Origin of the sequence: Sulfitobacter sp. HI0040 (genome assembly GCF_001634885.1) — a bacterium.
Taxonomy (GTDB): Bacteria; Pseudomonadota; Alphaproteobacteria; order Rhodobacterales; family Rhodobacteraceae; genus Sulfitobacter.
The window spans coordinates 1-458 of record NZ_LWEX01000601.1; the positions used below are offsets into that span (position 1 = coordinate 1).

The window sequence follows — 458 nt, forward strand, 5'->3', positions numbered from 1 at the left end:
AGATATTTGTTCCTCACGGAGTTTGCCAAGGGTCTGCACAAGTCTCGTCCCGCAAACTTGGCAGTCAAATGCCCAGGCCCGCCTCCAATGCCTGAGCGAAAGACCCTCTCTGGCGCATTGCATGCAATGCTGGAATGGCATCTGAGCCGTCAGCGAGGCTTCTCGTGGCGTCATTGCCGGAAAGGTCAAAGATCGAACAACATCTGGGTTAATCCGTGCGGCGTTGGCAATCTTCGCCGCCGCAGCCGCGTCGACGTTGAAGTCCAAGGCGGTGCCATGCGCGGTATCGATTCTGAGATGAGCCAGTAGTTCCGCATCATCACAGTAGTTGGCCGCCGCCAGCCGAGACAACCAACCTGACAACAACTCGTCTGGCAGCGGCGCGACAGTCTNGGGCAGCGGGTGCGGCTTCACACCCGGGACTTCTGGAGCCGCCGATGGGGGTTCGCATGGCGCGA

1 protein-coding gene is annotated in these 458 nt (G+C 59.7%); it reads right to left on the reverse strand.

The window, feature by feature from the left end:
- Positions 1-414 (reverse strand): TniQ family protein (locus tag A3728_RS22570; RefSeq protein WP_201722367.1); only part of this gene is annotated, 414 nt, incomplete at its 3' end.
- Between the last annotated feature and the right edge of the window lie 44 nt (positions 415-458).